Origin of the sequence: Rhodococcus sp. BP-241 (assembly GCF_019836145.1) — a bacterium.
Taxonomy (GTDB): Bacteria; Actinomycetota; Actinomycetes; order Mycobacteriales; family Mycobacteriaceae; genus Rhodococcoides.
In genome coordinates this window covers 61,222-86,497 of sequence record NZ_JABUEI010000008.1, presented here as the reverse complement: position 1 = coordinate 86,497, position 25,276 = coordinate 61,222, and the positions used below count along the sequence as shown (strand labels likewise).

The 25,276-nt window shown below is 70.1% G+C and carries 21 protein-coding genes and 1 pseudogene; 9 read left to right on the top strand and 13 right to left on the bottom strand.

From position 1 onward, the window contains the following. Positions 1-18 precede the first annotated feature (18 nt). The 3 genes from allB to HQ308_RS16405 are packed head-to-tail and all read right to left on the bottom strand — an operon-like array spanning position 19 to position 2,843. A complete protein-coding gene (allB, locus tag HQ308_RS16415) occupies positions 19-1,368 on the bottom strand; it encodes an allantoinase AllB (RefSeq protein ID WP_222647190.1) in 1,350 nt (449 codons plus the stop codon). Next, complete coding sequence (gene alc / locus HQ308_RS16410; protein WP_222647189.1) at positions 1,365-2,426, bottom strand: allantoicase; 1,062 nt, start codon at positions 2,424-2,426, stop codon at positions 1,365-1,367. Before alc ends, allB begins: the two co-directional genes overlap by 4 nt. Before the next feature lie 3 nt (positions 2,427-2,429). Beyond that, complete coding sequence (locus HQ308_RS16405; RefSeq protein WP_222647188.1) at positions 2,430-2,843, bottom strand: gamma-glutamylcyclotransferase; 414 nt, start codon at positions 2,841-2,843, stop codon at positions 2,430-2,432. A 139-nt stretch (positions 2,844-2,982) separates the two neighbouring features. On the opposite strand from HQ308_RS16405, the gene HQ308_RS16400 reads away from it, so the two are divergent. From HQ308_RS16400 to HQ308_RS16385, 4 genes are all read left to right on the top strand, one after another. Further along, complete coding sequence (locus tag HQ308_RS16400; RefSeq protein ID WP_222647187.1) at positions 2,983-3,735, top strand: aspartate/glutamate racemase family protein; 753 nt, start codon at positions 2,983-2,985, stop codon at positions 3,733-3,735. Between the two features lie 11 nt (positions 3,736-3,746). Further along, the gene (locus HQ308_RS16395) at positions 3,747-4,640 is read left to right on the top strand and encodes a PfkB family carbohydrate kinase (protein WP_222647186.1); all 894 of its coding nucleotides are present in this window, start codon (positions 3,747-3,749) and stop codon (positions 4,638-4,640) included. Then, positions 4,637-6,724: a RecQ family ATP-dependent DNA helicase gene (locus HQ308_RS16390; RefSeq protein ID WP_056445861.1), complete on the top strand. Its 2,088-nt coding sequence runs from the start codon at positions 4,637-4,639 to the stop codon at positions 6,722-6,724. Before HQ308_RS16395 ends, HQ308_RS16390 begins: the two co-directional genes overlap by 4 nt. A 71-nt stretch (positions 6,725-6,795) precedes the next feature. Then, entirely contained in the window at positions 6,796-8,544 is a 1,749-nt protein-coding gene (locus tag HQ308_RS16385; protein WP_222647185.1) for an ABC transporter ATP-binding protein, read from the top strand. On the opposite strand, the gene HQ308_RS16380 is transcribed toward HQ308_RS16385, so the two are convergent. Both HQ308_RS16380 and HQ308_RS16375 read right to left on the bottom strand, forming a co-directional pair. After that, positions 8,527-9,171 carry an SDR family oxidoreductase gene (locus tag HQ308_RS16380; protein ID WP_222647184.1) on the bottom strand — a complete coding sequence of 215 codons (645 nt, stop codon included), beginning with the start codon at positions 9,169-9,171 and terminating at the stop codon, positions 8,527-8,529. The genes HQ308_RS16385 and HQ308_RS16380 overlap by 18 nt on opposite strands. Before the next feature lie 66 nt (positions 9,172-9,237). Further along, complete coding sequence (locus HQ308_RS16375; protein ID WP_222647183.1) at positions 9,238-10,779, bottom strand: hypothetical protein; 1,542 nt, start codon at positions 10,777-10,779, stop codon at positions 9,238-9,240. Between the two features lie 319 nt (positions 10,780-11,098). Between HQ308_RS16375 and ectA the strand changes: the two are divergent. From ectA to HQ308_RS16355, 5 genes and pseudogenes are all read left to right on the top strand, one after another. Continuing rightward, positions 11,099-11,602: pseudogene (ectA, locus tag HQ308_RS22685) on the top strand (diaminobutyrate acetyltransferase); the annotation flags it as partial. Positions 11,603-11,662: 60 nt separating this feature from the next. Continuing rightward, a complete protein-coding gene (gene ectB / locus HQ308_RS16370) occupies positions 11,663-12,940 on the top strand; it encodes a diaminobutyrate--2-oxoglutarate transaminase (protein ID WP_027505675.1) in 1,278 nt (425 codons plus the stop codon). A gap of 43 nt (positions 12,941-12,983) precedes the next feature. Next, complete coding sequence (locus HQ308_RS16365; RefSeq protein WP_027505674.1) at positions 12,984-13,382, top strand: ectoine synthase; 399 nt, start codon at positions 12,984-12,986, stop codon at positions 13,380-13,382. Between the two features lie 136 nt (positions 13,383-13,518). Further along, complete coding sequence (locus HQ308_RS16360) at positions 13,519-14,298, top strand: Sir2 family NAD-dependent protein deacetylase (RefSeq protein WP_027505673.1); 780 nt, start codon at positions 13,519-13,521, stop codon at positions 14,296-14,298. After that, entirely contained in the window at positions 14,295-15,473 is a 1,179-nt protein-coding gene (locus tag HQ308_RS16355) for an MFS transporter (protein WP_222647179.1), read from the top strand. Before HQ308_RS16360 ends, HQ308_RS16355 begins: the two co-directional genes overlap by 4 nt. Before the next feature lie 8 nt (positions 15,474-15,481). Here the strand turns inward: HQ308_RS16355 and proB are convergent, their stop codons facing one another. From proB to HQ308_RS16315, 8 genes are all read right to left on the bottom strand, one after another. Continuing rightward, complete coding sequence (proB, locus tag HQ308_RS16350) at positions 15,482-16,603, bottom strand: glutamate 5-kinase (protein WP_222647177.1); 1,122 nt, start codon at positions 16,601-16,603, stop codon at positions 15,482-15,484. Next, positions 16,600-18,051 carry a GTPase ObgE gene (gene obgE, locus HQ308_RS16345; RefSeq protein ID WP_027505671.1) on the bottom strand — a complete coding sequence of 484 codons (1,452 nt, stop codon included), beginning with the start codon at positions 18,049-18,051 and terminating at the stop codon, positions 16,600-16,602. The genes proB and obgE overlap by 4 nt, the downstream gene beginning before the upstream one ends. A gap of 188 nt (positions 18,052-18,239) precedes the next feature. Then, positions 18,240-18,503, bottom strand: a complete 264-nt coding sequence (gene rpmA / locus HQ308_RS16340) for a 50S ribosomal protein L27 (protein ID WP_027505670.1) — start codon at positions 18,501-18,503, stop codon at positions 18,240-18,242. A 104-nt stretch (positions 18,504-18,607) separates the two neighbouring features. Further along, on the bottom strand, positions 18,608-18,919 hold the full coding sequence (gene rplU / locus HQ308_RS16335) for a 50S ribosomal protein L21 (RefSeq protein ID WP_027505669.1): 312 nt from the start codon (positions 18,917-18,919) through the stop codon (positions 18,608-18,610). 247 nt (positions 18,920-19,166) lie between these two features. Beyond that, positions 19,167-22,568, bottom strand: coding sequence for a translation initiation factor IF-2 N-terminal domain-containing protein (locus tag HQ308_RS16330; RefSeq protein ID WP_222647175.1), 3,402 nt, complete (start codon positions 22,566-22,568; stop codon positions 19,167-19,169). A gap of 433 nt (positions 22,569-23,001) precedes the next feature. Next, entirely contained in the window at positions 23,002-23,415 is a 414-nt protein-coding gene (gene ndk / locus HQ308_RS16325; RefSeq protein ID WP_056445877.1) for a nucleoside-diphosphate kinase, read from the bottom strand. A gap of 46 nt (positions 23,416-23,461) precedes the next feature. Beyond that, on the bottom strand, positions 23,462-23,860 hold the full coding sequence (locus HQ308_RS16320; protein WP_027505665.1) for a DUF4233 domain-containing protein: 399 nt from the start codon (positions 23,858-23,860) through the stop codon (positions 23,462-23,464). Beyond that, on the bottom strand, positions 23,857-25,260 hold the full coding sequence (locus HQ308_RS16315; RefSeq protein WP_374198539.1) for a folylpolyglutamate synthase/dihydrofolate synthase family protein: 1,404 nt from the start codon (positions 25,258-25,260) through the stop codon (positions 23,857-23,859). Before HQ308_RS16315 ends, HQ308_RS16320 begins: the two co-directional genes overlap by 4 nt. Positions 25,261-25,276: the final 16 nt, after the last annotated feature.

Below are 25,276 nucleotides of genomic sequence, written 5' to 3'. Positions count from 1 at the left end.
ATTGTCAACAATCTGCAATCAGCCGCGCGTCAGCAGCCTTCCCTGCGGTGGACCGTCGAGATCGATGCGTCGTCCGGCGAGCCAGGTCGAGCGCACACAGCCCGTCACCGTGCGGTCGTCGTACGCACTCACCGGATTCCTGTGCCTCAGTTCCTCCGCGTGCACCACGAACTCCTGGTCCGGTGCGAACACCGCCAGGTCGGCGTCCTTGCCCACCGCGATCGCGCCCTTGCTCTCCAGTCCGACCTGAGCCGCCGTCGCCGCGGACATCCACCCGACGACGTCGGCGAGAGAGTGCCCACGCCGACGCGCCTCGGACCACACGGCGGCCAACGACACCTGCAGCGAGGCGATGCCGCCCCACGCGACACCGAAGTCGCCGACGTCGAACCGCTTGAGCTCCGTGGTGCACGGCGAGTGATCGGTGACCACCGTGTCGATCATGCCGTCGGACAACGCCTGCCACAACGCGTCCCGGTTGTCGGCCTCCCTGATGGGCGGGCAGCACTTGAACTGGGTCGCCCCGTCCGCGATCTCCTCCGCCGCGAACGACAGGTAGTGCGGGCAGGTCTCGGCAGTGATCCGCACACCGTCCTTCTTCGCCGCCGCCACGAGCGGCACGGCGTCGGCACTCGACAGGTGCAGGATGTGGACGCGGCATCCCGTCCGCCGCGACGCCGCGATCACGTCGGCGATGGCCGTGTTCTCCGCGGCGCGCGGTCGCGACGCCAGGAAACCTGCGTAGTCCCGGCCGCCGGCGTTCTCGGAGTCGGCGATGATCTGCGCGTCCTCGGCGTGCACGATCAGCAGTCCGTCGAACGAGGCGATCTCCCGCATCGCCTCCTCGAGCTCGTCGGGCGAGAGAGGCGGGAACTCGTCGACACCCGAGTGCAGCAGGAAGCACTTGAAGCCGAAGACACCGGCCTCGTGCATCGCGCGCAGGTCCGGGACGTTGCCGGGTACGGCGCCACCCCAGAAGCCGACGTCGATGCGAGCCTCGGGCTCGGCCACCGCTCGTTTGACGTCGAGTGCGTCGGTGGAGACCGTCGACGGAATACTGTTGAGTGGCATGTCGATCAGGGTCGTGATGCCCCCCGCGGCCGCGGCGGCCGTCGCACTCGCGAAACCCTCCCACTCGGTGCGACCGGGCTCGTTCACGTGCACGTGGGTGTCCACCAGGCCCGGGAGCAGTACCTCGTCGTCGGCCAGGTCCACGACGACGTCCGCATCGACGGGATCGTCGTGACCCACGACGGCGACGATGCGGCCGTCCCGCACCCCCACCGTGCACGCCGTCTCGGTACGGGAACCGTCGGCCGCGGTCACGACCGCACGGCGCGCGCGGAACGCGAGATCCCACGCGCTCATGCCGGAGCCTGCTCGGCGAGGAGTGCGCGGTGTTCGGCGGGAAGCCCGTCCCACCAGGCGGCGCGCGCGTCGACGCGGCCACGCTCGTCCGGATCGCCGAACAACCGCAGCCGGGACAGACCCCCGTCCGGGTAGACGTCGAGGCGCAGATGTGTTGCGGCAGGGGCGCCGTCGAGAAGGAACAGGTGCCGCGTGTCGGGCTGGACCGCCGTGCGCGGCAGGACCTCGGCCCACGCGGACGGATCCGCGACGTCGGCGACCCGATCGTCGACGGTGCTCAGTCGCACCCAGCCCGGGGCGTTGCCGACGTAGTACGACGTGTCCACCTCCACGTGCCGCGGCACCCCGGCGACAGCGAGAGCGAACGTCGCGTGGTCGTTTCCGCCGCCTCGCCGACGCGAGTTCTCCCACCCCTCACCCATGTTCCGGGCACGGCCGGGCAGGATGATGTTGGCCGGAGACGCGTAGAACGCGTCCGAGCACTCCACGAGCCGCCCACCGTGTTCCGCCGCCAGCAGATCGACCGTTCCGGTCAGGAACCGCGGGTCGGGCACCACCTCGCCGTGCACCCGCAACCGCGCCACTCCCCCGTCCGGATAGATCGACAACCGGACGTGGGTCCAGCGACGGGTGTCGGTCACGGGATACAGATTCGCCGTGTCGCCGTCGGCCGGCGACTTCTCGACGATGGTGTGCCACTGCACCGTCGACAGTTCCTCGGCCGAGGGGTAGCCCTCGACGGACGCGGCCTCGACCGACACGAACGGCGGATAGTTGCCGCGGAAGAACGCGGTGTCCACGACGACGCCGTGCACGATGCCCGCCGCACCCAGCCGCACGAGAGCCCAGTCGTGCCCGTCGTCGCGTCGGCGGCGGGTCTCCCAGCCGTCGTACACCTTGCCCTTGTGGCCGAACTCCGACGGATCGAAGAACGGCGCCGTCGGCTTGATCAGGTTCTCGCGCTGGGCGAACAACTCGTCGTTGGCGGCGCTCACCGACCCGCCCAGAGCGCGCGAGGCGAGATCGGGAAAGAGGAGGAAGTCAGCAGCGGCGGACACGACTCATGCTCCCGCAGAGACGGTCTCGTCCGGATCGGGAAGCCCGCGATAGGCACGCCACCCACCGAGATCCGTGATCTCGGTGAGCTCGGCGGACAGCGAGTCGACCAGGCCCGGTCGCAGCACCACGGCCATCACCGACCGTCCGTCGGCGAGCTCGATGACCGAGAGTTCGAGTTCGACGGGCTCCTCCGGCAGGAAGTCGGTGCGGATGTTCTCCATCGGGACGTCGTACAGCTCACCGGCGATGGAGGCGCCACAGGTCTCGGTCAGCAGCAGGCCGGGGAACTCGTCGCGCACCGCGAAGAACCGGTAGTTCGGCGCCGTCCGCACCGAGCCGAGGAAGGTGTGACTGGAGACGTTGTGGTGCAGGTTGCCGCCACGCATGGCGCCTCCGTTGCAGAACAGTTCGGCCATGGTGTGGGTCCGGTCCTCTCGTTCGGTTCACGCTCGTGCGCTGCCAACGTAACCGAGTTCGCGATATATCTTCCGGCCTGCGGAGCGGGTCTACTCTGAGCGACGCCGAACCCCGTTCCCGTCGAACTCCGGAGCTGCCGTGCGCGTCCTCGTCGTCAACGTCAACACGACGCGATCCATGACCGAGGCCATCGGTGCGCGCGCCCGCGAGATCGCGTCGCCGGGCACCACCGTGGTCGCGCTGACGCCGGCGTTCGGGGCCGAGTCGGTTGAGGGCAACTACGAGTCGTACCTCGCCGCCGTCGCGGTCATGGAGACCGTCCGCGCGTACGCGGAGCCGTTCGACGCCGTCGTACAGGCCGGCTACGGCGAGCACGGCCGCGAGGGCCTGCAGGAGCTGCTCGACGTTCCCGTCGTCGACATCACCGAGGCCGCGGCGAGCACCGCGATGTTCCTAGGGCGTTCGTACTCGGTGGTGACCACCCTCGATCGCACGGTCCCGCTGATCGAGGACCGACTCCTCGTCGCGGGCCTGCACACCCGCTGCGCGTCGGTCCGCGCCAGCGGCCTCGGGGTGCTCGACCTCGACCGTGATCCCGACGCGGCGGTGCGCGCCGTGGTCGACGAGGCGGAGCGCGCGGTGCGCGACGACCGAGCCGAGGTGATCGTCCTGGGGTGCGGCGGAATGTCCGGTCTCGACGCCGCCGTGCGGGCCAGGGTCGACGTTCCCGTCGTCGACGGGGTGACCGCGGCGATCACCGTCGCCGAGGGGCTGGTCCGGCAGGGTCTCCGCACGTCCAAGGTGCGCACGTTCGCGCCGCCGCGGAGCAAGTCGTTCGTGGACTGGCCGCCCGCTCGTCGAGACGGCTCGGGTGTCCGAACCACCCGTTAGTGTCGTGCACCATGGCCGATCCTGACACCGCACGTCCCCGCATCACCATCGTCGGCAGCATCAACATGGACCTCGTCGGCCGCACCCCCACGCTGCCCGCGCCGGGTGAGACGGTCCTCGGCAGCGCGTTCCGCACCTCCCCCGGCGGCAAGGGCGCCAATCAGGCGGTCGCCGCCGCTCGGGCCGGCGCCGAGGTCGTCTTCGTCGGAGCAGTCGGCTCCGACACCTTCGCGCTCGAACTGCGCGAGACCCTCGTCGGGGCCGAGGTCGACGCGTCGCTGCTGCGCGAGGTCGAGGGCGCGAGTGGCGTCGCTGTCATCACGGTCGACGACGCCGCGGAGAACTCCATCGTCGTCGTGGGCGGTGCCAACGAGACCCTGACCGAGCTCACGGCGGAGGAACTGGCTGCCGTCGCCGAAGCCGACGTCCTGCTGTGCCAACTCGAGACGCCCGTCGCGACGGTCGTCGCGGCGGCGCGACACGCGCGGGCCAACGGCACGCTCGTGTTCCTCAATCCGTCACCGGTGCAACCGCTCTCCGACGATCTGCTGGGTCTCGTCGACGTCGCGATCGTCAACCGCGACGAGGAGAACGCCCTGGGGGTCGACGCACTCGCCCGCATTCCGCACGTGGTCACCACGCTGGGGGCCGACGGTGCCCGCCATCGCGGCGCCGACGGCGTCGTCACCGCCCATCCCTCGCCCGCCGTCGAGGCCGTCGACACCACGGGCGCCGGCGACGTCTTCGCCGGCACGCTCGCCGCCGCGTGGCGCGACGGCCCCGCCGCCGCGGTTCGGCGCGCGTGTGCGGCAGGGGCCGTGGCCACCACGCGCGACGGCGCGGGGTCCTCGGCTCCCACCGTCACCGAGGTCGACCGGGCTCTCGCCGGGACGCGTGACGCATGAGTACCCGTGAGCGCGCACAGGAGCTGCTGACCGACCTCGCCGGCCCCGATGCCGTTCTCCGTGAGGACCAGTGGACGGCGATCGAGGCGCTCGTCGTCCATCATCGACGCGCACTCGTCGTGCAGCGCACCGGATGGGGAAAGTCGGCCGTGTACTTCATCGCCGCACGCCTGCTGCGCGAGCAGGGGCTCGGACCGACCGTCATCGTGTCGCCTCTGCTCGCGCTCATGCGCAACCAGGTCGCGGCGGCCGAGCGCGCCGGGGTCACCGCCGCCACCATCAACTCGGGCAACGTCACCGAGTGGGACGACGTCCACGCACGCGTCGCGGCCGGTGAACTGGACGTGCTGCTGGTGAGCCCGGAGCGGCTGAACAATCCGGACTTCCGCGATCAGGTGCTGCCCTCGCTCTCCGCGGACGCGGGGCTCGTCGTGGTGGACGAGGCGCACTGCGTCTCCGACTGGGGTCACGACTTCCGGCCGGACTATCGCCGCATCAGGTCGCTCATCGCCGAGTTGCGCGAGGGGGTCCCCGTTCTCGCCACCACGGCCACCGCGAACGATCGGGTGGTCGAGGACGTCGCGGCACAGCTCGGTGTCGGCGGGGCCGACACCACCGTCCTGCGTGGCGGTCTCCAGCGCGAGTCGCTGCACCTGTCCGTGGTCACCATCCCCGATCCGACAGCGCGCATCGCCTGGCTCGCCGACCATCTCGAGACCCTGCCCGGCTCGGGCATCGTCTACTCGCTGACGGTCGCGGGAGCCAACGACCTCGCGGCGCTGCTGCGCGATCGAGGAATGGAGGTGGCCGCCTACACCGGCCAGACCGATCCGACGGAACGCGAAGCGGCGGAACAGGATCTGCTGCAGAACCGTGTGAAGGCGCTCGTCGCGACCTCGGCGTTGGGCATGGGTTTCGACAAACCCGATCTGGGGTTCGTCGTGCACGTGGGTGCACCGTCGTCGCCCATCTCCTACTACCAGCAGGTGGGCCGCGCGGGACGCGCCACCGAGCGCGCCGACGTCGTCCTCCTGCCCGGTCCGGAGGACCGGGAGATCTGGAGCTACTTCGCGTCCGTCGCCTTCCCTCGCGAACACGTCGTACGTCGGGTGCTCGAGGTGCTGGACACCGAGCGCGCCCAGTCCACCCAGGCTCTCGAACCGCTCGTCGAGCTCGGACGCACTCGGCTCGAGATGGTGCTCAAGGTCCTCGACGTCGACGGCGCCGTCCGGCGGGTCAAGGGCGGTTGGCTCGGTACCGGGGAACACTGGCACTACGACCGGGAGCGCTACGAACGACTCGACGAGGCACGGCTGTCCGAGCAGCGCGCGATGATCGAGTACCAGAGCACCGACGAGTGCCGGATGGCGTTCCTGCGCCGGCAACTCGACGATCCGTCCCTCACCGGGGATGCGGAGGCGGACCGGTGCGGGCGCTGCGACAACTGCACCGGGCAGCACCTCTCCGCGGACGTGTCGGCCGATCACGTGGAGTCGACCCGTCGCCGTCTCGATCGACCCGGGCTGGACCTCGCCATCCGTAAGCAGTGGCCGACGGGACTGAAGAAGGTCGGCGTCGAGCTGTCGGGGAAGATCACCGACGGCCCGGAGACCGGCCGCATCCTCGGCCGTCTCACCGACCCGGTGTGGGGACCACGCCTGCGCGCGCTGACGGACGGCGAGGACGGTCCGGCACCCGACGGGCTGGAGGCCGCGTGCATCAAGGTCCTCGCGGAGTGGACGTGGGACGAGCGGCCCACCGGGCTGATGGTCATGGAGAGCGACTCCCGACCGGCGCTGTTGAACGACCTCGGGGAGCGTCTGGCGAGGGTCGGCAGGCTGGAGCCACTGGGCGTTCTGCACCGTCGGCCCGATGCCCGGCCCGTCTCGGGCGCGAACTCGGCGTTCCGCGTCGCCTCGTTGGTGGACGCCTTCGAGGCACCCGATCTGACGGCGCATCGCGGACCCGTCCTGCTGCTCGATCTCTCCACCGACACCGGGTGGACGCTCACCGTGGCGGCGCGGGCGCTCCGGCAGGCGGGGGCCGATGCGGTGCTTCCGTTCGCGTTGATCGGTCGCGGGTAGGCCGGGGACGGCCGGGTACGCCGGAGGATGGACAGAAGGGGTGTCTGTCGGCGCGCGACTAGTGTGACGAGGTGACGACAGCTACTCCCGATGCACCAGGTCGGCTCCCCAATCTCCGCCTCCTCTGGACCTTCATCCGCCCGCATCGCCGGTTGTTCCGGTTCGGCCTGCTCCTCGGTCTGCTGGTCACCGCGTCGTCCCTGGCCACTCCGCTGGTCACCAAGCGACTGCTGGACTCCTTCGACGTCCCGGGCGCCACGCGGTCGGCCATCGTCCTGTTGGTCGGGCTCCTCGTCGTGGGGATCATCGTGGGTCTGGCTCAACGCCTGCTCCTGGGAACCATGGCCGAACGCGTCGTGCTCGAGGCGCGATCATCGATGGTGCGGCGGTTCTTCGGCGCCACCATCCCGGCGGTCACCGCTCGTCCCGCGGGCGAGATGCTCACGCGGGTCACGTCCGACACGATGCTGCTCCGCGAGGCGTCGTCCTGGGCGCTGGTCGAGATCGTCAACGGCAGCATCGCGATCGTGGGTGTCATCGTGCTCATGGCGACCCTCGACCTCCCCCTCCTCGGGACGGCTCTGCTCGGCATCGGTCTCATCGGTGTCGCCGCCGGGTTCCTCATGCCGAAGGTGGCTCGCGCTCAACGCAATGCACAGGAGGCGATGGGTCGGCTCGGCGGCATCCTGGAGGGCGCGTTGCGCGCCGTTCGCACGGTCAAGGCCAGTCGGGCGGAGAGTCGTTCGAGCGAGCTGGTCATCGAGGAGGCCCGCGTCTCGGCGTCCTACGGTATCCGAGCAGTGCGTCTCGAGGCCTGGGCGTGGACCATCACCGGTTCCGGGATCCAGCTCACCATCATCGCAGTGCTCGGCGTGGGCGCGTATCGGGTGAGCTCGGGAGCGCTGGCCGTCTCCAGCCTGGTCGCGTTCCTGCTCTACGCGTTCCAGTTGGTGGGCCCGGTCGCCCAGCTCACGCTCTACGTCTCGCAGCTGCAGCGCGGCATCGCCGCCGCGGCCCGCATTCGTGAGGTGCAGGTGATGGACCTCGAGAAGGAGGCGCCCACCGCGGTCGCGGACCTGCCGGCGAGCGCGGAGGTCTCGGCGCTCACCCTCACTCGGGTCACGGCCGGGTACGGCGACGAGGGCGCCGCGGTGAACGCGATCGACATGAGCATTCCGTCGCGCGGCCACACCGCCGTCGTCGGGCCGTCGGGCGCCGGCAAGACGACGCTGTTCTCGTTGATCCTGCGCTTCCTCGAACCGCGGACCGGCGAACTCGCCCTGAACGGTGTCCCGTACTCGGCCTTGTCCCACAGTCAGATCCGCGCGCGCATCGGTTACGTCGAGCAGGCCACACCCACACTGCCGGGCACGATCGCCGACAATCTCCGGCTCACCCACCCGGACGCGACCGACGCCGAGCTGTGGGCGGCACTCGAACGCGTGCGGCTGGCCGAGAAGATCGAGCTGCTGCCGGCCGGTCTCGCCACCGAGTTGCGCGACTCGGCGGTCTCGGGCGGCGAGCGTCAGCGCATCGCGTTGGCCCGTGCCATCGTCCGCCCACCGGACATCCTGCTGTTGGACGAGGCCACCGCGCAGGTGGACGGAATCACCGAGGCCGCCATCCACGACGCCATCCGCGACCTGTCGGTGCACGGTGCCGTGGTGACCATCGCGCACCGCCTGTCGACGGTCATCGACGCGGACACCATCTTCGTGCTCGAGCGCGGACGTGTCCGGTCGAAGGGAACGCACCGCGAGCTGCTCGACACCGACACCCTGTACCGGGATCTCGTCGAGGCGCTACGTATCGCCGTCTGACGCCGCGGCCACCAGCCGTCGGGCCGTCTCGTCGGCCGACGTCGGATCGGTGTCGACGGCGGTGACGCGCACCCCGGTGCCGACCAGGTCGCCGGCAAGTTGCGCGGCGAGCCGATCGATGACGACGGAGGCCAGCGACGACGCGTCCAGCCCCGCGTCGCCTGCGGTCGGCAGGCAGCGCGGAACGAGGATGAGACCGGAGTGCTGGCACACCATGTGCCGTGCGGCCGCCCGCGCGGTGATGAAGTGGGCACGCAGCGCGTCCAGGACCGGACGTTCGAGATCCGCGACCTCGGTGCGATCGAGCCGACGCGCCGACGCTTCGGAGTGCGTCGAACGCGACGCCCGGCCCGGGATGATGGCGTCGATCGACACGTCGATACTCCCGGAACAGGCGGCGACGACGTCCACGTACTCGTCGACGTCGACCTCGTCCAGCACGTCGATGACGGCCGCCTCGGCGTGGCCACCGTCCGCGCGGATGATGTCGACGACGTGCTGCATCTTCGTCCGGGAGCGGCCGGCGAGGTGCACGCGCGCTCCGTCGCGGGCCAGGGCGACGGCCAGCCGGCTCCCGACGACACCGCCGCCCCCGTAGATCAGTGCGTTGGCTCCGTCGAGCAGCACGTCACGCTCCTCCGCCCACCCGGCGCCGACAGGTATTCCTGCCGCGGGATCGTCCGGCCGGTGGTCCTAGCGTACGGAGGACGAGACGCTGTCGTCCTCGGTTCGGTCGGCCTCGTCGGCGTCGTTCTCGACAGCCGCATCGGCGCCGTGGTCGACCGGTTCCGCGTCGTCGATCGTGCGATGCGCGGCCAGGACGGCCACCGATACAGCCACCGTGACCAGTGCGGCGATCACCGACACGAGCGAGGTGACGATGCTTCCGCCCGCGGCGGCGTTCTCCAACGACCGGACCAGTTGGCCGAGGGGGGTGAAGAGTCCGACCGTGTCGGGCAGACCACCGACCCCGCGCAGGACCAACCCGCCGAGCACCACCTGGACGAGCCCGAGGACCCCGAGCACCACTCCGGCACGGACGGCTCCGAGTGCGGTGCGCAGTGCACGCGCCGCAGTGGCCACCGCGGCGACCCAGACTCCGATCAGGACGGTCGAGACCATCGAGCCCGAGAGACTCGCGCCGGTGTCGGCGAACGTCAGGGCCAGCACCATCGTCGACGCGGTGGCCACCGCCCCCAGGACCGCGGCGCGGGCGCGCGGGACGAAGAATCCGACGAGCGCTGCTGCGACGAGCGCGAACGCCGCCGCGAGGTACGGCCACGCGTCCGAGGCGGACCGCACCACGTACGAGGTACTGCCGCCGGCCGGGTCGGGTTCGATCCGCTCTGCTGCCGGCAGCGAGGTGGACGCTTTCTCCACGTTGGTGCGCAGGGTGGAGAACATGGTCTCCATCGGGCCGACTCCCCCGACCAGGCGCGTGGTGCCGTCGACGAGGCGTACCCCGCCGTCGTCGAGCAGGACGAGGCCGTCGCGCAGCTGCGCGGATCCGTCGGTGGCACGCACCATGCCGTCGACGAACTCCGAGGACGGGTCGTCGAGTTGGTACGCCACGGTGCGCGCACCATCGCGCAGCGTCTGCAGGTCGGTCATCACCCCGGCGTTCAGTCCCTGGGTGCGCAGCAGGTCGAGGACCGGCCGCAGCTGATCCGCGGACGCGGCGGCGCCCGGATCGGTGGACGCGGCGAGCGAGTCGAGAGTCTGCTGCACGATCAGTTCGATCTGGCCCTGCGCGGCTCCGACGCCGGTGAGCGCACCCACCACGCGATCGACTCCTCCACTCACCTGCGACGAGCCGTCACCGAGCTGCCAGAGGCCGGCTCGGAGCTGGGTCATGCCGTCGGCGAGTTCGGCCGAGCCGTCGCGGGCCTGGTGCAGGCCGTCGGACATCTGGTGAGCGCCGTCGTCCAGCTCCACGCTGCCGTCGGACAGCTCGGCCATACCGCCACTCAGGATCTGCAGCGGCAGGACCGTGTTGGTCAGGGCCGCCCGACTCGACCCGAGCGGGTCCGTCGTCGACCCGCCCGCAGTGGCGGCGACGGAAACGGTGCCGGTGGTGGCGGGGCGATCGGTCTGCGAGACCCAGAACACTCCGGCCGCCACGGTGGGGAGCAGAACGGCGAGCACCATCGCGACGGGGGTCGAGCTGGCTGCACCGACACGTGCAGCGGCGCCTCGCAGTCGGGCGGGCCGGGGAAGTCTGACCGTGGGAGTCATAGTGTGCCGGACATTAGCCATCACCGAACGGGAACGGTGGGTGCCTCGCCGGGCTCTGACCATTTATTTCACCGTCGTCGAGACCATTCAGTCTTGATCACCCTGTTCACACTGGTCACAGCAGCCCCACGCCGCGGTGCCGCTGCGAGGGTTCCCGCGCCTCCCGCGGACCACGGCAGGCCCCGAGTCGCCGACGAACGCATCGTCGTGTGACCACACTCACAAGGGGCGAACGTACTGGCGATAGGCGTGCCATTCTCGTGCCTGACGACGAGGGCGCCTGACATGTCCGGTCAGCCTTGTTACGTTCGTCTGCAATATGACGCCAGTGTTACAGAGAGCCGCCCCGACCGACGACATCGATTTCTCGTTCCGCCCACCACGCGTGGCCGACGGGACGCGATTGTGGGAGATCGCGAGGGACTCCCGAGTACTGGACGTCAATTCCAGTTACTCGTACGTGCTGTGGTGCCGCGATTTCTCCGACACCTCGATCGTGGCAGTGGACGCCGACGACCGTCCGGTCGGCTTCGTCACCGGATACATCCGTCCCGACGCCGACGACACCCTGTTCGTCTGGCAGGTGGCGGTCGACTCCGACCAGCGCGGGCACGGCCTGGCCGTGCGCATGCTGCAGGGCCTCGTCGACCGCACCACCCCACGCGGAGCACGCCTCCTCGAGACCACCATCAGCCCCGACAACGACGCGTCGATCGCCCTCTTCACATCTCTGGCGCGACGACGCGACACCACCATCACCCGACGAGATCTGTTCGCAGCGAAGGACTTTCCCGACAGCCACGAGCCGGAGGACCTCTACACGGTCGGCCCGTTCGACGGCACGCTCGCCGACACTTCCGACGACCACACCCGAAGGACCTCGATGACCACCAGCATCACCCCGACCGACACCACCACCGACATCTTCGAGGCCCGCGAGTCGCAGGTCCGCAGCTACAGCCGACAGTGGCCCGCAGTGTTCGACACCGCGCAGGGTTCGTGGATCACCGACGAGAACGGCCGTCGCTACCTCGACTTCTTCGCCGGAGCCGGTGCGCTCAATTACGGCCACAACAATCCCGTGCTCAAGCAGGCACTGGTCGACTACATCATGCGGGACGGCATCACGCACGGTCTCGACATGTCCACCGTCGCGAAACGCGAATTCCTCGAGTCGTTCACCACGCGCATTCTCGAGCCCCGCGGGTTGGATTACAAGGTGCAATTCCCCGGACCCACCGGAACGAACACCGTGGAAGCCGCGCTCAAATTGGCGCGAAAGGTCACCGGCCGTTCCTCGGTCATCAACTTCACGAACGCGTTCCACGGCATGACGCTCGGCGCTCTGTCCGTCACCGGCAACTCCATGAAGCGCGCCGGCGCCGGCATCCCGCTGGTCCACGCGACCCCGATGCCGTTCGACAACTACTTCGGCGGTGCCACGGACGACTTCCAGTGGATGGAACGAGTGCTGGACGACTCGGGAAGCGGCATCAACCGCCCCGCGGCCGTCATCGTCGAGACGGTCCAGGGTGAGGGCGGCGTCAACGTCGCCCGTGCCGAGTGGCTGCGCGGGCTCGCAGATCTGCTGAAGCGCCGCGACATCCTGCTCATCGTGGACGACGTGCAGATGGGCGTCGGCCGCACCGGGCCGTTCTTCTCCTTCGAGGACGCCGGCATCGTGCCGGACATCGTCACGCTGTCGAAGTCGATCGGCGGCTACGGCATGCCGATGGCACTGACGCTCATGCGCCCGGAACTCGACGTCTGGGGTCCCGGCGAGCACAACGGCACGTTCCGCGGCAACAGCCCGGCCTTCGTCACCAGCAAGGCCGCGCTCGACCACTACTGGGCCGACGGCGCGTTCGAGGCGTCGATCCTGGCCAAGGGCGAGCGGATCCAGGACGCGTTCATCGATCTCTCGGCCCGCTTCGAGGGTCTGAGCACCCGCGGTCGCGGCATGGTCCAGGGTCTCGTGTTCGACGACGCGGAGAAGGCGTCGAAGGTCACCGCGCTCGCCTACGACAAGGGCCTGCTCGCCGAGACGTCCGGACCCTCCGACGAGGTGGTGAAGCTGCTTCCGCCGCTCACCATCACCGAGGAGGATCTCGATCACGGCCTCGGCATCCTGGCCGACGCCACCGCGACCGTCTGCTCCTGACCGAATCGCGTTCCGCACGTCTGCACAGCACGAGGAGGACCACATGATCGTTCGCACCACCGAGGCCATCACCGGAACCGAGCGCGACATCGCGAGCGAGGACGGCCAGTGGCGGTCCAAGCGGATCGTCCTGGGCGGTGACAAGGTCGGGTTCTCGTTCCACGAGACCACCATCGAGCCGAACACCGTCAACAACTTCCATTACGCCAACCACGTCGAGGCCGTCTGGCTCATCGAGGGCGAGGGCACGCTCACCGACCGCGAGACCGGTGAGACGTACGACCTGGGTCCGGGATCGATGTACCTGCTGAACGGGCACGAGCGTCACACGGTGGAGACGCGGACCCGCATGCGGATGCTGTGCGTGTTCAACCCGCCCGTCGTCGGCAACGAGCGTCACGACGAGAACGGCGTCTACCCGTTGATCGAGGTTCCTGCCTGACGCCACGGGCCGACCGGGCATCCCACCCCGCCGCCCCACCCCAGCCGACGCGGCGACCTACTCTGGAGACGTGACCTCGGTTTCCCCACGCTCTCTCGATCGGTCGCCGCGCAGCGCCCTCTCTCTGCAGGACGCGATGGCCGACGGCCGCGTCGTCGCGCTGACCGGTGCCGGGATGTCCACGGACTCGGGAATTCCCGACTACCGGGGCCCGGACTCTCCGCCGCGCAACCCGATGACGTTCCAGCAGTTCATCGGCGACGACGATTTCCGACGTCACTACTGGGCTCGCAACCACGTCGGCTGGCGCCACATGGACGCCACCCGCCCCAACGCCGGGCACCGCGCCCTCGCCGAGCTCGAGCGCGTGGGTACCGTCTCCGGCGTCATCACGCAGAACGTCGACATGCTGCACACCAAGGCCGGCTCCCGCTCGGTGATCGACCTGCACGGTGTGTACGGCCGGGTCCGTTGCCTCGACTGTGATCGCCTCGTCTCCCGCGTGGCTCTCGACGAACGTCTGACCGCTGCCAATCCCGGCTTCATCGAGTCCGTCGTCGGTGCCGACGGCGTCGAGATCGCCCCGGACGCCGACGCGATCATCGAGAGCACCGCCCACTTCCGCATGGTCGGCTGCGAGGTGTGCGGCGGCATCCTCAAACCCGACATCGTCTACTTCGGTGAGAGCGTGCCCAAGCCGCGCGTCCGGAGCGCCTACGACATGGTCGACGCCGCGCGCTCGCTCGTGGTGCTGGGGTCCTCGCTCACCGTCATGTCCGGACTGCGCTTCGTCCGGCACGCGTGGAAGAACGACATCCCGGTGTTCATCGTCAACCGAGGACGCACCCGCGGGGACGAGTTCGCCGCCCAGAAGATCGAGGCCGGCTGCTCCGAGGTCCTGGCGTCCTTTCTGTGACGGACGGCAGGACCGTCGGCGGTGCCCCGTGGGCCGTCGCGGCGATCTTCTTCGTCAACGGTGCGGTGCTCGGTAACTGGGCGCCGCGCCTGCCTGCGATCCGCGATGCTCTCGAACTCGACGCGTCGGTGCTCGGTCTGGCGCTCGCGGGAGTCGGCACCGGCGGCCTTCTCGCCACTCCCCTGGCCGCCGTCGGTATCCGGCGGCTCGGCAGTCGCCGAGTCGTCCTGCTCTCCGCGACGGTGCTGTGCCTGGCGTTCGTACTCCCGGCACTCGCCGGGACGTGGTGGGCACTGGCACTCGCTCTCGCCGTCCTGGGCGGGGCTGACGCCGTCATGGACGTGTCGATGAACGCGCAGGGGGTGATCGTCGAGAAGAACCGGCGGCGTTCGCTTCTCAACCGATTCCACGCGGCGTGGAGCGCAGGGGCCGTCACCGGCGGCCTCACGGGCGCCGCCGCGGCCGGGATCGGACTCGCCGTGCTCGTCCACTTCGCTCTCGTCGGTGGGGTCCTGCTGGCGCTCGCGCTGGTGGCTCACCGCTCGCTGGTTCCCGACGGACGCGCCGTGCCCGACACCGTCCCTCGACCGTCCGGCCGAGGGCCACGGCGCGTGTTCTCCGGCGCCCTGGCGTTGCTCGGAGGGCTCGTGTTGGTGTGCGCCCTGGTCGAGGACGTGCCGCAGTCCTGGGGTGCGATCTACTCCACCGATCTCGGGGCCGGGCCGGGACTGGCGGGTCTCACCGTCGTGGCCTTCTCGTCCGCGATGTTCGTCGGACGCCTCGTCGGTGACGCCGTGGTGGACCGCGTCGGACGCCACGCCGTGCTGATGGGCGGCGCACTGCTCATCGCGGCCGCGTTCCTGGCGGCACCCGTGGTGAGTTCGCCTGTGATCGCCCCGGTGATGTTCGCCGTCGCGGGATTCGGTGCGGCACCGATCTTTCCGGCTGCGTTCGGGTTGGCCGGACGACTCCCCGGCATCACCGCGGGCACGGCCCTCACAGTGGTGTCGCTGATCGCCCGGATCGGGGTGCTGCTGGCACCCGTCGCGTTCGGCTCTCTCGCGGAGCTGACCGGCTTCGGCTGGGCGCTGTGGTCGATGGTTGCGGCCGGTGTCGCGGTGGCGCTGCTGGCCCTCGCACTCCGGCGCGTGCTCGCCGCCTCGGCTCCGGCCTGACCGGTCGCTCAGCCCGAGACGAGGTCGTCCGCGTGCACCACGGGGCGTCGGGCCTCGGGGGCGAGATCGCCCGTCGAGCGACCGATCATGCCGGCGAGCTCCGCCGCGTCGTACGCGACGACTCCGCGCGCGACCACGGTGCCGTCCACGCCGTGCAGGGTCACCACGTCGCCGGCGTCGAACGAGCCACTGACCGAGACGATTCCTGCCGACAGCAACGAGCGTCGCCGGCCGATCACCGCGGTGACGGCGCCGTCGTCGAGCGTGAGGGCGCCGGCGGTGTCCGCGGCATGACGAACCCAGAATCGGCGGGCCGACAACCTGTTCGGGCGCGCGGTGAACGTGGTCCCCACCGGTCCACCACTGAGGGCGGAGGCCGCCTCGGACGCCGCCGCCAGCAGGACGGGAACACCCGCGTCCGCTGCCAGGCGGGCCGCGGACAACTTGGACGCCATGCCGCCGGTGCCGAGGGAGCCGCCCGATCCGGCGACGACGCCGTCGAGATCCTCGGGACTCGCGACCTCGCGGACGAAGGTCGCGTCGGGGTCCTTGCGGGGGTCGCCGTCGTAGAGGCCGTCGACGTCGGACAGCAGCAGCAACGCGTCCGCGCCGACGAGGTGCGCGACCAGGGCTGCGAGACGGTCGTTGTCGCCGAAGCGGATCTCGGCCGTCGCGACGGTGTCGTTCTCGTTGACGACGGCCACGGCGCCGAGTGAGCGCAGTCGGTCGAAGGTGCGCTGAGCGTTGCGGTGATTCGACCGACGGGCGATGTCGTCCGCCGTCAACAGCACCTGACCGACGGTCCGACCGTAGCGGCCGAAGGAGGTGCCCCACGCGTGCGCCAGCGCCAACTGGCCGACACTGGCCGCGGCCTGCTTCGTCGCCAGGTCACGAGGCCGCTGCTTGAGACCCAACGGCGCCATACCGGCACCGATCGCTCCGGACGACACGACGACGACGTCGGACCCGGCACGCATCCGCGCCTCGATCGCATCCGCCAACGCGTCCAGCCGGGCGAGGTCGAGTCCGGCCTCCATGCTGGTGAGAGCCGACGACCCGATCTTCACGACGATGCTGCGCGCCGACGCGATGATCTCCCGCGTACTCCCGTGCGGCTGCGTCGCGGTCACTGCTCGTCGCTCTCCAGCCCTCGACGGACACGGCGGGCGTGCTTGCGCTCGGGCGCGCCGATGCGCTCGACCTGGTCGATGCGCGAGTCGGTACCGCGGCCGGTCATGGTGACGTCGACACCGGCGGGGGTCTGCGGCTCCCACTCGAAGCTGACGTCGCCGATGGTCACGGACGCCCCGGGCTGCGCGCCCTGCTTGACCAGTTCCGCCTCGACACCGAGACGAGCGAGTCGGTCGGCGAGGTAACCGACGGCCTCGTCGTTGTCGAAGGCCGTCTGCATGACCCACCGCTCCGGGCGCTCGCCGCGCACGATGAAGCCGCCCGGCTCGTCAGGATCGGAGATGACGCTGAAGCCCGCCTTGTCGGTGGCGACGGGCCGGATGACCTGCCGACGCGCGACGGCCTTGGGATGATCGATGCGGTACTGCGCGACCAGCTCCGCGAGGGCGAAGGTCAAGGGACGCAGACCTTCCCGGCTCACCGCGGAGATGGCGAAGACGGGCCAGCCGCGGGCCTCGAAGTCCTCGCGCACCATGTCGGCCAGTTCCTGCGCCTCGGGAACGTCCACCTTGTTGAGCACGACGATGCGCGGGCGATCTGCCAACTCGCCCAGGCCGGCGTCGCTCGACAGGGCGGGCGTGTACGCGGCCAGTTCGGCCTCGAGAGCGTCGACGTCGGACACGGGATCACGACCCGGATCGAGGGTCGCGCAGTCGACGACGTGGGCGAGCACAGCACAGCGCTCGAGGTGACGCAGGAAGTCCAGGCCCAGCCCCTTGCCCTGGCTGGCGCCAGGGATGAGGCCGGGGACGTCGGCGACGGTGAACGTGGTGTCGCCGCTCGAGACGACGCCGAGGTTCGGGACCAGTGTCGTGAACGGGTAGTCGGCGATCTTCGGCTTGGCGGCCGAGAGCACGGAGACGAGAGACGACTTTCCGGCGCTCGGGAAGCCCACCAGACCGACGTCGGCCACGGACTTGAGCTCCAGGACCAGGTCGCGCTCGACCCCGTCCTCGCCGAGGAGCGCGAAGCCGGGCGCCTTGCGTGCTCGCGATGCGAGGGCGGCGTTGCCCAGGCCGCCGCGACCGCCGGCCGCCGCGTCGAAACGCGTGCCCTCGCCCACCAGGTCGGCAAGGATCCGGCCGTCGCTGTCGAGAACCATGGTGCCGTCCGGGACACCCAGGATCAGGTCCTCGCCGACGGCGCCGTCGCGATTGCTGCCGGCCCCCTGCGTGCCGTTTCCTGCCTTCGCATGGGAGTGGAAGTGGAAGTCGAGAAGGGTGTGCACGCTCGGATCCACCACGAGGACCACGTCGCCGCCGCGGCCGCCGTTGCCGCCGTCCGGACCACCGAGGGGCTTGAACTTCTCCCGGTGGACGGAGGAGCACCCGTTACCGCCCTTTCCCGCACTGACGTGCAGGGTGACACGGTCGACGAAACGCGACATGGGTGGAGGGTCCTTCCGAAAGGCAGATGATGCTGAACTGCTGAGAGATCGGCGGCCGACAGGGCGCCGAGGGGTGAAACGCCGTCAGGGGCGGACGGAGGACGAGCCCTCCGAACCGCCCCTGACGGGAACGTGCACTGACGTCGCGCGAACGGCCGAAGCCGGGCCTCGCGGGCGCCGCAGGAGAATCAGGCCTCCGCGGCGGCCGGGACGATGTTGACGGTCTTGCGGCCACGCTTGGTGCCGAAGAGAACTGCACCCGCCGAGAGGGCGAAGAGCGTGTCGTCGCCGCCACGGCCGACGTTCACACCCGGGTGGAAGTGGGTGCCGCGCTGACGGACGAGGATCTCGCCCGCGCTGACCGACTGTCCGCCGAAGCGCTTGACGCCGAGACGCTGAGCATTGGAATCGCGACCGTTGCGTGAGCTGGACGCGCCCTTCTTGTGTGCCATGAGAAACCCTCCCGGGGTTGGTGGAGCCGGTGCCGTGATGGACGAGCCCTGGTGGAACGAGCCGTGGTGACGCAGAGACGCCGGATGGAGACCGGTATCAGGACTTACTTGATGCCGGTGACCTTCAGGACGGTCAGCTTCTGCCGGTGTCCCTGACGCTTGTGGTACCCGGTCTTGTTCTTGAACTTGTGGATGCGGATCTTCGGGCCCTTGGTGTGCTCGACGACCTCACCGGTGACGGTGATGCCGGCCAGCTTGTCGGCCCCGGTGGTCAGCTCGGACCCGTCGACGACGAGAACGGGAGCAAGCGAGACAGCCGTTCCGGGCGCTCCCTCGATCTTCTCGACCTTGACGAGGTCACCTACAGCGACCTTGTACTGCTTTCCGCCGGTCTTGACGATCGCGTACGTTGCCATCGGAGGGCTACCCCTTGCTTCTTTGATGCGTTCTCACGTCCCTGGTCGGGGACGTGACTGGTCTCGTGGCTGCGGTTCCGCAGCCCCTGCTGGTCACACTCTTGCGCCGGCGAACCGAAGTTCGGGTGGCTGCGCCCGCTCACCTCGCGGAGGACAGGACGGAGCCACGTCGCCGGCAGCGACTGTCCAAGATTACGGTAGAGCCCGTGGCCCGGTCAAACCGCCGGGCCCGGTGCTCGGCCGCAGCTCAGGCCTCGTCGTCCACCGGCGGTCCGGCCGGCCGACCCGCTGCCCGACGGCGCGGACGCCGGACCGGTGCGACGGGCTCCACGGAGGCGCCGCCCCCGACGGTCACCGCAACGGGTTCGGCAGCGCCGCCCTCGTCGCCGCTGTCGGAAGTCGGTGCTGCCGTGGACGTCTCGGACGCCGAGGGCACCACGATGACCGTGCCGGCGGAGTCCCCGGCCGGCGCGGACGCCGCTCGGGACACCCGACGACTGCGGCGCGGACGCGTCGCGGCGGTGGGTTCGGGAGCGACAGGCTCCGGCGCCGCGGGTTCGGGTGTGGCGGAATCGGGTGTCGACGGCGTGTCCGACGTCTCGGTCACCACGGCGGCCGAGTCCGATCGGCCGTTGCGGCCGGCGGCGTCGCGCACCGCTGCCACGGCGGCCGTCGCGTCCTCGATCGGATCCGACACGGTGTCCGCCACCTCGGCGACATCGTCCGGATGCAGGTGCGCCGCCATGGCCAGAGCGACGGGATGAGCACGACGCGCAGCCGTGTCGCTTCCCGACTCGGACTCGGTGGTCTCGGCCGTCGTCGTCTCGTCGACTCGATTCTCCGACCGGTCCCGGCCGCCGCGCTTGCGACGCGAGCCGCCCTCGGAGGCCTGGCTGTCGGAGCGGGAATTGTCGGAGCGGGAGGTGGTGTCCGAACGGGAGTTGTCGGACCGCGACCGATCGGAGCGGGAATGGGAGCGCCCACCCTCGTCCTTGGCCGGCTCGACGGGGAACTGATGCATGATCAGCCCACGCCCGTGGCAGTGCTCGCACGTCGTGGAGAACGCCTCGATGAGACCGGTACCCATGCGCTTGCGCGTCATCTGGACCAGTCCGAGCGACGTCACCTCGGACACCTGGTGCCGTGTGCGATCGCGGCCCAGGGCCTCGGTCAGGCGACGGAGCACCAGGTCGCGGTTGGACTCGAGCACCATGTCGATGAAGTCGACGACGATCATGCCGCCGATGTCGCGCAGGCGCATCTGCCGCACGACCTCCTCGGCCGCCTCGAGGTTGTTCCGGGTGACGGTCTCCTCGAGGTTGCCGCCCTCACCGGTGAACTTGCCGGTGTTGACGTCGACCACGGTCATGGCCTCGGTGCGGTCGATCACCAGCGTGCCGCCGGACGGCAACCACACCTTGCGGTCGAGCGCCTTGGCCAGCTGCTCGTCGATGCGGAAGGCACCGAAGACATCGACGTCCTTGGACGCCGAGGTGTACCGCTCGACGCGGGGCAGCATGTCGGGGGCGACGGTCTCGATGTAGTTCTGCACCGTCGACCAGGCACGGTCGCCCTCGATGACCAGCTTGGAGAAGTCCTCGTTGAAGAGATCGCGGACCACCTTGACCAGGAGGTCGGGCTCCTCGTACAGCGTGACCGGAGCCGACGACTTGGACGCCTCGGCACCCGTCGAACGCTCCGAGACGGTGGCCCACTGCGCCTGCAGACGGGTGACGTCGCGCTCGAGCTCCTCGGCGCTGACGCCCTCCGACGCGGTCCGGATGATGACCCCGGCCTCGGACGGGACGATGTCGCGCAGGATGTCCTTGAGACGCTTGCGCTCGTTGTCGGGCAGCTTGCGGCTGATGCCGGTGGACGAGCCACCGGGCACGTAGACCAGGAAGCGGCCGGCGAGCGAGATCTGCGTGGTCAACCGGGCGCCCTTGTGCCCGACGGGATCCTTGCTGACCTGCACGAGCACCTGGTCACCGGGCTTGAGGGCCTGCTCGATCTTGCGGCTGTTGCCGCCCAGCCCGGCGGCGTCCCAGTCGACCTCGCCGGCGTACAGCACACCGTTGCGACCCTTGCCGATGTCGATGAACGCGGCTTCCATGCTGGGTAGCACGTTCTGCACGCGGCCGAGGTACACGTTGCCCACGATGGAGCCCGAGGCCGTGCTGGTGACGAAGTGTTCGACGAGAACGCCGTCCTCGAGCACCGCGACCTGGGTCAGGTCCGGGTGCCCGGCCAGCGACTTCTCGCGCACGACCATCGTCCGGTCCACCGACTCGCGGCGCGCGAGGAACTCGGACTCGGTCAGGATCGGCGGACGGCGACGGCCGGCGTCACGACCGTCGCGGCGACGCTGACGCTTCGCCTCGAGCCGGGTCGACCCGGTGATGCCCTGGACCTCGTCCTTGGACTTGGCCGCGCGCTGACGCGGCTCGCGTTCGTGCACCACCGTGTTGGGCGGATCGTCGTCGGTCGTGGTCTCGGAGTCCGCGCTCTCGCCACCGCTCTTGCGGCGACGACGGCGGCGCCGACGACGGCTCGCGCTGTCCCCGGTCGAGTCGTCGTCGTTGTCCCCGGAGGCACCGTCGTTCTCCCCGGAGGCACCGTCGGTGTCCTCCGCGGACGGTTCCGTCTCGCCGGCAGTGGTGTCGCTCGTGCTCGACGCGTCGGTCGAATCGGTGGTCTCGGGCGCGTCCGAGTCGGCGGACGTGTCCGCCCGCGACCCACGACGGCTGCGCGAGCGGCGGCTCGAGGAGCGCTTCGGCGCGTCGTCGCCCTCCGCGGCGTCGTCCGTGTCCGTGGTCTCCGGTTCCGCCGTCGCGTCCTCGGCGGCAGGCGCATCGGAGCGATCCGCGGCGGACTCGTCCGACTCGTCGTCGTCGCTCTGATCGTCGTTCTGGTTGTCGCCGCGTCCACGACCACGGCCACGACGGCCACGGCGGCGGCGGCGAGGACCGGACGATCCGTCCTGCTCGTTCGCGTCGTCGTCGGTGCCCTCGTCGGACGCGGAGGCATCGGACGAGGAGGTGTCGGACTCGGTCGCCGTCTCGACGGCGGGGGTGCTCTCGGCGGGGGCGGACACCTCGACAGGGGTGGACACGTCGGCAGTGCCCTCGGCCTCGGGTGCGTCCGCTGTCGTGGTCTCGTCGACCTCCGCCTTCTTCGGCGCGGATCGAGCGCGACGTGCCCGCGTCCGGGGAGCCTTCGGCGCCTCGGTGACCTCGGGCTGCAGGAACAGCGGCGCGGTGGCGGGGTCGGCGGACGACGGGGCCGTCGCCTCGGCCGTCTCGATGTTCGTGAAGAGGTCCGGCTCGGTGGGAGACGCCGGACTCTCGTCGGCCGTGGACGCCGAGCTGGTCTCCTCGGCAGCGGGAGGTGTGCTCTCGGCAGCGGGCAGATCTGCCACGTCGGCGGCGTCGAGAGCCGGAGCACCCAGTGCGGAGGCGACGGTCTGCGCGTCGTCACGAACGACGCTGGACTGGACGCTGCGGACGTCCACGCCCATCTCGGCCAGCTGGGCGACGACCTGCTTGCTGGTCACTCCCAGCAGCTTGGCGAGCGCGTGAACGCGGATGCGCTCGGGGAAGGTGGGGGCGCCCTGATCGAGCGGCTCCTGGGGCGGCACGGTGTCGGCCACGTGTTCTCCTCGGGCTCCCGGGCGCGAACATCCACGGTCGAGGTGCCCGATCGGGCGTCGTCCGTCGAATGGCACGCGGCCACGCGGGAGTCATGGTTCGTTCGCGGGATCGGACGATCCGACGAAAAAGCGGGTTCGCACTGCGTCAGGTCGTCGACCGGAACGGTCGGCGACTGTCACCGCACTGCCTGGGCGGATGGCCGATCCGAGCACCTGATCTTCAGCGGGACGCGTCGGCGGTGCGAGAAGGAGACTCGCATCGATGCCTGCGCGTGTTCGCGATGACGGGCTTCGGTCCGTGATTGTCATCCGGTCACGTTCGCGTGGTGCGCGTCGCGACCTAGGCCAGTATCCCACACTCCCCGACCGCCGCGTGCCACTGCGGGGTTCGCGGTGCGGCCCGGCGGTCGGGGGTGGGACTCGAGGTGGAGCGTCAGCCGAGCTCGGGGAACCAGAGCGCGATCTCACGAGCAGCGGACTCGGGCGAGTCGGAGCCGTGGACCAGGTTCTTCTGTCCGTCCAGCGCGAGGTCGGCGCGGATGGTGCCGGGCGTCGCCTTGGCCACGGGGTCGGTGCCACCGGCGATCTGACGGAAGGCCTCGATGGAACGAGGACCCTCGAGCACCGCCGCGACGAGCGGTCCCGAGGTGATGAACTCGATGAGGTCGGGGAAGAACGGCCGCTCGGCGTGCTCGGCGTAGTGCTTCTCCGCCACCTCGCGGTCCACCGTCAGGAGCTTCAGGGCGACGAGGTCGAGCCCCTTGCGCTCGATACGGCCGAGGATGTCGCCGACGTAGCGACGTTCGACGCCGTCCGGCTTGATCAGTACGAGAGTGCGTTCGGTCACGAGCGCTGAGCCTAGAGGACCCTCGATCGGCCCCGGAGCACCGGCGTCATTCTCGCTGGCTCGGCAACCGGCCCTCGGCGATGCGCTTGCGGAGATCGCGGCGCAGATACAGCAGGTACACCCACACGGCGAGGAACAGCACGCCCACGACGGCGATCGACGGGTGCGCGAAGAAGCCGAGGATCACCAGGACCTGCAGCGCGAGATCGAAGGACAGAGCCCACGACCGACCCTGCAGTCCTGCACCGAGCAGCATGACCACGCCCAGCGCGATGATGTACGTCCCACTGATCCACGTGAGTCCGCCGCCGACGGTCGCGACGACCGGGAGGGACAGGAAGACGACGATCGCCTCGAGGACGAGGGTGCCGGCGCAGACGCCGCGGAACCCCTTCCACGGATCGCGTGCGGGCGGCGGGACCTGGCCCGCCTCGGGGACTGTCATACCGGGTCCTTCCCGAAGAGAGTGCGTGCCGCACCGGCGGTCACCACGGATCCCGTGACGACGACGCCGGCACCGGAGACGGCCTCACCCTCGTCCGCGACGTCCTCCGCGATGCCGATCGCGATCTCGAGTGCGTCCGGGAGCGTCTCCGCGACGACGACACGCTCGTCGCCGAACTTGGCCACGGCGGCGTCGGCGAGTGCCTCGACGTCGAGCCCGCGCGGGGAGCCGTTGTGGGTCACGACGATCTCGTCGAGTACGGGTTCGAGTGCCTGCAGAATGCCGTCGACGTCCTTGTCCTTCATCACGGACACGACGCCGACGAGCTTGCGGAAGTCGAACTCGGCCGTCAGCGTCGCGGCGAGTGCGGCGGCGCCGTGCGGGTTGTGCGCGGCGTCGACGAAGACCGTCGGTGCGTTGCGCACCCGCTCGAGTCGGCCCGGGTTCACCACCGAGGCGAAACCCTCGCGCACCGTCTCGACGTCGAGTCCGTGGTCGGCACCCGCGCCGAAGAACGCCTCGACCGCCGCGAGGGCCAGCGAGGCGTTGCGCGCCTGGTGTTCACCGTGGAGCGGAAGGAAGATGTCGTCGTACACGCCGCCGAGGCCGCGGAGCTCGAGCTGCTGACCGCCGACCGCGACGCGACGGGCCAGGACCACGAACTCGGACCCGGCGCGGGCCACCGCCGCGTCCATCTCCACGGCACGCCGCAACAGCACGTCGGTGACCTCGGGTTGCTGCTCGTCGAGAACCGCCACCGTGTCGACTGGATCGAGCCGTTCGGGGGCCTTCTTGATGATGCCGGCCTTCTCCGCGGCGATACCGGCCAGATCGGTACCGAGGTACTCGATGTGGTCGATACCGATCGGGGTGATGACGGAGACCTGCGCGTCCACCACGTTGGTGGCGTCCCACCGCCCGCCGAGACCCACCTCGACGACGGCGACGTCGACCGGGGCCTCCGCGAACGCCGCGAACGCCATCGCGGTCACCACCTCGAACTTGCTCATTCTGGGCCCGCCCGCGGCCTCCGACTGCGCGTCGATCATCTCGACGTACGGCAGGATGTCGCGGTACGTGTCGACGTACTGGCGAGGGGTCAGCGGCACCCCGTCGACGGCGATCCGCTCGGTGGCCAACTGCAGGTGGGGGCTGGTGGTGCGACCGGTGCGCCGGTGGAACGCCCGCAGCAGCGACTCGATCATCCGGGTGACCGACGTCTTGCCGTTGGTGCCCGCGACGTGGATGGACGGGTAGCTCGCCTGCGGGGACCCGAGCAGGTCCATCAGCGCACTGATGCGCGTGAGCGACGGCTCGATGGTCGTCTCGCCCCAGCGCTGGTCCAGTTCGGACTCCACCAGCGTGAACTCGGCGAGATCGACCGGCGAGGGTCCCGTCACCCCCTCCGGCCCGGAG